Raw genomic sequence first — 4625 nt, 5'->3', positions numbered from 1 at the left:
AACGACATCGCACCAGCACCCTGACCAGCCACTTCAAGATGGCGCAGCTTCAGTGCCAGGATCTGCCGCTCGCGGCCAGTCAGGCCCGGCAACGCGTCCGGCTCCGGTTCCGGCTCCTGGTCCCCGCGCAGCCGTGCCAACAGCTTGGTAGTGGCGCTGGGATCGAGCAGGGACTGGCCGGCTGCCACCGTGCGCACGGCCGATACAAGGTCCGATCCGCGGATCTGCTTCAGTACGTAGCCGGACGCGCCGGCCATGATCGAGTCGAGCAGTGCCTCCTCGTCATCGAAGGAGGTCAGCATCAGGCAGGCGAGGTCGGGCATGCGTGAGCGCAGCTCCCGGCAGACAGTCACGCCGTCGCCGTCCGGCAGGCGTACGTCGAGTACGGCGACCTGGGGGCGCAGCGCGGGGACGCGTACCAGGGCCTGCTCGGCCGTGGCTGCCTCGCCGACCACGGTGATGTCGGGCTCGTCGTCGATAAGGTCGCGCACCCCTCGCCGGACCACTTCGTGGTCGTCCAGCAGGAACACCCGAATCGGGTCACCGGCGCCGTGCTGCTCACTGTCCGCCATCGACTGCTCCTGTCTTGCATCGCCCGCGCCCTGCACCTGCATATACGCCCACGGGCGGGAGCCGAACTCACCGCGATCCTGCGTGATCGAGGGACCTAGGGCCAGGGCCGACCGGCCCTGTCTTCGTACGGGGGCGGTGTCTCCGACCACCCGTCGGCTACCCCGGTCGCCGGGTGTCGAACGCATGGCCGCACCCTTGCCCCCGGGCTCCCGGATTCGCACCATTTGCGGGCCGGATACGCGCGGTCGAGACTGACCATGGCGGGTTCCGCCCGTCCCCGCGAGTACTGCTCTGCCGGGCTGCGACGAGCCTGACGCGCGGACCGGCCAGCTGCAGGAGGTGCCCTGAGGTGGCGGCGGGACGGTCGGTGAGCCGACCGGTAGGCGAGTCCCAGGGCGGCAGACCCTGGGGCGGGCCCTGCGCCGGGGTGGTGGGCTCCCTCGGCCACCAGGGGCACGTGACCGAGCGCGTCGCACGCCGCCTCGTCGCCAGGAAGAGGTCGTCGACGAACCGGAAGGCAATCACCCTGTACTCGTCGTGCAGCTCGCCGCGGTCTCCGAATCATGAGCCCGGTAGTACGGCGCACCTACGGCTCACCAGCCGTGCCCCTGGCCAGGTAGCGCTGGTGGATGCGTATGCCAAAGAGCAGGGACTGTGCGCCGCGGGATTGGTCCGCCAAGTGTGCGCCGGCGGGCCACCCCGTCTCACTCGGCCTGTGTACCGGAGTCCGTCACCTCGACGGTCGCGCGAACGATGACGACCGGACACGTAGCGTGCAGCGCACACTGCTGACTCACGGAGCCCAGCAGCGTTCGACGGAATCCGCCCATGCCCCGGCTGCCCACCACGAGGGCCTTGGCCCCTTCCGCCTCACTGAGCAGCACCTCGACGGGATTGCCCTTTACCAGACGCTTTCGCACCCGGGCAGCACCGGACTCACCAAGAACTTCGTGCACCTGGTTGACCAGGCCCTGCTCGGCGATGGTTCTGTCGAAAGTGGGGTCCACCGCGGGCGCGGACCACCCGTACGCCCAAGGCAGCTCCCAGGCAGCCACTGCCACCACGTCACCGCCGATCAGCTCGGCATACTGGACCGCCCACCGAAGCGCAGCATGCGACGAAGGCGAGCCGTCGACACCCACCACGACGTGCAAGGCCGAGCCCCGCTTCCCCATGACATTTGCCCCTTCTGCTCTCATATGCGTCCACACTGGGCGACACAGGGCAGATTTGCCATACAACCGCAGCCGACAGGTACACCGCGTCGATCCCGCGAGTGGGTAGAAGTCGGTGCCTGCCGGTCAGCGTCCCGCCGGTCGACGGTCGCGACGCAGCCCTCGTGCACACCCTGGGACGCTGCGGTAGGGAGGAGGTGGGGCGCGCAATCTCGGAAAGCTTCGGGCCCGATGGGAAGTGTGTGAGAGTGCGCGCGGCGGTCGATTCTGGCGCATGCCGGACCTCGTGCGGGAAGCCGTCGCACAACAGGCACCTACTAGGTACCATCGGTGTATGCCATCCCTAAACGTGTCCTTCACCGACGACGAACTCGAAGGCGTGCGAGCTGCGGCCGCGGCCGAAGGCAAGAGCCTCAAGCAGTACCTCCACGACCTCGGCGTGCGCGAGATGCAGCGCAAGCAGTTCGTCGCCGGCGCCACCAGGTGGGCCGACCGGCTGCGCGACGAGTTCGACCAGGCCTTCCCCGACGAGGTGCCGCCCACTCAGCGCGACAACGGAGCCGCTGCCGCCTGATGCACCTCTACATCGACGTCTCCTGGCTGCTCGATGTCCAGGAGGCCGCGCTCGGCAGCGAAGACCTCACGGTCTCGGACTACTCCGCGCTTGTGGCAGCAGTCGCCCGCCACAAGACCAGGCTTCCGACCCTCGCGGCCGCCGACCCGGACGCGGCCTGGCGCGCGGCTGCCCTGATGCACACCATCGTGCGCCTGGAGCCCCTCCCGCACCGCAACAGCCTGTACGCGGCATTCACCGCTGCCCAGTACATGGACCAGTCCGGCGAAGGCATCGATCCTCCCTACGGAGCCCTTTCCGATCTCGTCCGCAAGATCCGCGACACCCGCATCGGTGTCCAGGATGTCGCCGATCAGTTGCGCGCCTGGAAGCTTTAGCACCCCGTGACTGTGTCGAAAGGCAGACGGCAGATCGCACAGCACGCGTGTGCGTACAGCGTGCTCCACCGCCGGCGGTCCTGGAGAGCTAGCTGTTGCGGGGCAGGAGGTTGTTGACGGATCGACCGCGAGCGGACCAAGATGACCCGGCTCGCCGAACTCGGCCTGCCGGACGATCAAGGGCAGCCACCCGCCTACGAGGGGGCGACCATCACTCCCTCCGAAAGCGAAGGGCCCGGCAGCACGTCGCCAAGCGAGTGGCCCACGGATGCCAGCGACGAGCCCACCGCGCCGCCCTCCGACGGGCTCTCCGAGGTCCCGGACGATCCCACGGCCTCGACTTCCTGACGATCACGCTCCGGCGGCAGGCTTGAGCGTTTTCACCCCTGCCGTCGGCCCTCCCCGCAGATCCTGCACCTGCAGTCTGCACTCACGTCGCCACAGGGTCTGACGGGATCTGAGTCCTACCGCTCGACATGAGGCTCTGGCCCTCCGACAGGCCCCCCGTCGCCTTGGTCGCGCTCGCGGACGATCCGGTGATGCCGGAGCCGGAGGCCTCGCCGCTTGCCGACGCGGTCTCGGTCATCGCCGCCGCCCATCGGGCGGCCGCGATGAGGTGGCCTCAGATGAACACGGTGTCGCGGTGGGCTTTCGCCGGTCGGGCGATAGAGGGTCGGGTGCTGACCTGCACCTCTTTAGGTAGTTGATCAACACGGGCCGCCCCTGGGCGGGATTGGAGGCGCCGGAAGTCTTGATCGTGTCCGTCTGCGACAGGGGCGGACGCTGATCGAGATGCGAGGAGAGTCCGCGCATGGCATCGAGCGAGGACGAGGACCGCCGCCGGGCGGAGAGAGCCCGGCAGGTCGGTCTGTTCCGCTATTCCCTGATCCAGGACCTGCTGGATACGAGTCTGACGACCCCAGAACGCGGCCGCCTCGCACGGGAGTTGGCGGAGAGGGAACACACCGATCCGTTCGGCCGGCAAGTACGTGTCTCGCGGGGCACGATCGACCGGTGGACCCGCGACTACCGCTGCGGTGGGTTCGCCGCCCTGGTCCCCGAGCCACGCAAGGCGGTCCCGAGGACACCGCCGGAGGTGCTGGAGCTGGCGGCCGGCCTGAAGCGGGAGAATCCGGCCCGCACGGCCGCGCAAATCCAGCGGATCCTGCGCACGACGCAGGGCTGGTCGCCGACCGAGCGGACGCTGCAGCGGCACTTCGTCGCCGCCGGACTGACCGGGACCGGCAGCAGTGAGCTGGTTCCAACCTGGCTGAGTGCAGGGGTGGTTGGCGTGAGGGCGGCTATACGAAGTGGTGAAGCTCCTGGTAGACGGGTTCACGACCAAGATCACCCGTGCCTGCCAGGAGCTTCGTGTGCTTGTCTACCCGTCCGCGATCGACCTCTCCAGCTCGACCTTGCGCTTCCTCGCCGAGCACCTGAGCCATCGGCGGCGCGAGACGGGCACCCGCTGGCGGAAACTCTCCGCAGGACAGCAGGCGCTGCTCGCCCTGGCTCACCTGCGATGTGGTGACACCTACGCGCGCTTGGCTGCTGGCTTCGGCGTCGGCCTTGCCACCGTCTACCGCTACATCCGCGAGGCCATCGCCATCCTGGCCGCCCTCGCCCCCACCTTGACGCAGGCCGTGAAGACCGCGTCGGCCAAGGCGTTCGTCATCCTCGACGGCACACTCCTTCCGATCGACCGGATCGCCGCCGACCGCCCGTACTACTCCGGCAACCACAAAAAGCACGGCATGAACGTGCAGGTGATCACCGACCCGTTCGGCCGCTTGATCTGGGCCTCGCCCGCCTTGCCTGGCGCGGTTCACGACATCACTGCCGCCCGCACCCACCAGATAATCGATGCGCTTGCCGAGGCCGGCGTCAAGTGCTTCGCGGACAAGGGGTATCAAGGTGCGGGAGGTA

At 68.5% G+C, this 4625-nt stretch carries 6 protein-coding genes; 4 read left to right on the top strand and 2 right to left on the bottom strand.

Annotation, left to right across the window (positions count from 1 at the left end; all coding sequences use genetic code 11):
- Both STSP_RS06180 and STSP_RS06175 read right to left on the bottom strand, forming a co-directional pair.
- The coding region (locus tag STSP_RS06180; RefSeq protein ID WP_067273154.1) for a response regulator at window positions 1-572 on the bottom strand (572 nt) is incomplete at its 3' end.
- Between the two features lie 705 nt (window positions 573-1277).
- On the bottom strand, window positions 1278-1748 hold the full coding sequence (locus STSP_RS06175; protein WP_067273151.1) for a universal stress protein: 471 nt from the start codon (window positions 1746-1748) through the stop codon (window positions 1278-1280).
- A gap of 334 nt (window positions 1749-2082) precedes the next feature.
- Here STSP_RS06175 and STSP_RS06170 point away from each other — a divergent pair, with 334 nt between their 5' ends.
- The 4 genes from STSP_RS06170 to STSP_RS06150 all read left to right on the top strand — a co-directional run.
- Window positions 2083-2322, top strand: coding sequence for a hypothetical protein (locus STSP_RS06170; protein ID WP_067273148.1), 240 nt, complete (start codon window positions 2083-2085; stop codon window positions 2320-2322).
- Window positions 2322-2699 carry a toxin Doc gene (locus STSP_RS06165; RefSeq protein ID WP_067273146.1) on the top strand — a complete coding sequence of 126 codons (378 nt, stop codon included), beginning with the start codon at window positions 2322-2324 and terminating at the stop codon, window positions 2697-2699. Before STSP_RS06170 ends, STSP_RS06165 begins: the two co-directional genes overlap by 1 nt.
- An 811-nt stretch (window positions 2700-3510) precedes the next feature.
- Entirely contained in the window at window positions 3511-4230 is a 720-nt protein-coding gene (locus STSP_RS41135) for a helix-turn-helix domain-containing protein (RefSeq protein WP_107441211.1), read from the top strand.
- Window positions 4115-4625: transposase family protein (locus STSP_RS06150; RefSeq protein WP_408646234.1), on the top strand; the 511-nt coding region annotated here is incomplete at its 3' end. The genes STSP_RS41135 and STSP_RS06150, both read left to right, overlap by 116 nt.

It is taken from the genome of Streptomyces jeddahensis, from assembly GCF_001642995.1.
Taxonomy (GTDB): Bacteria; Actinomycetota; Actinomycetes; order Streptomycetales; family Streptomycetaceae; genus Streptomyces; species Streptomyces jeddahensis.
The sequence above is the reverse complement of the archived record's forward strand: the minus strand, read 5'-3'. Positions and strand labels throughout refer to the sequence as shown.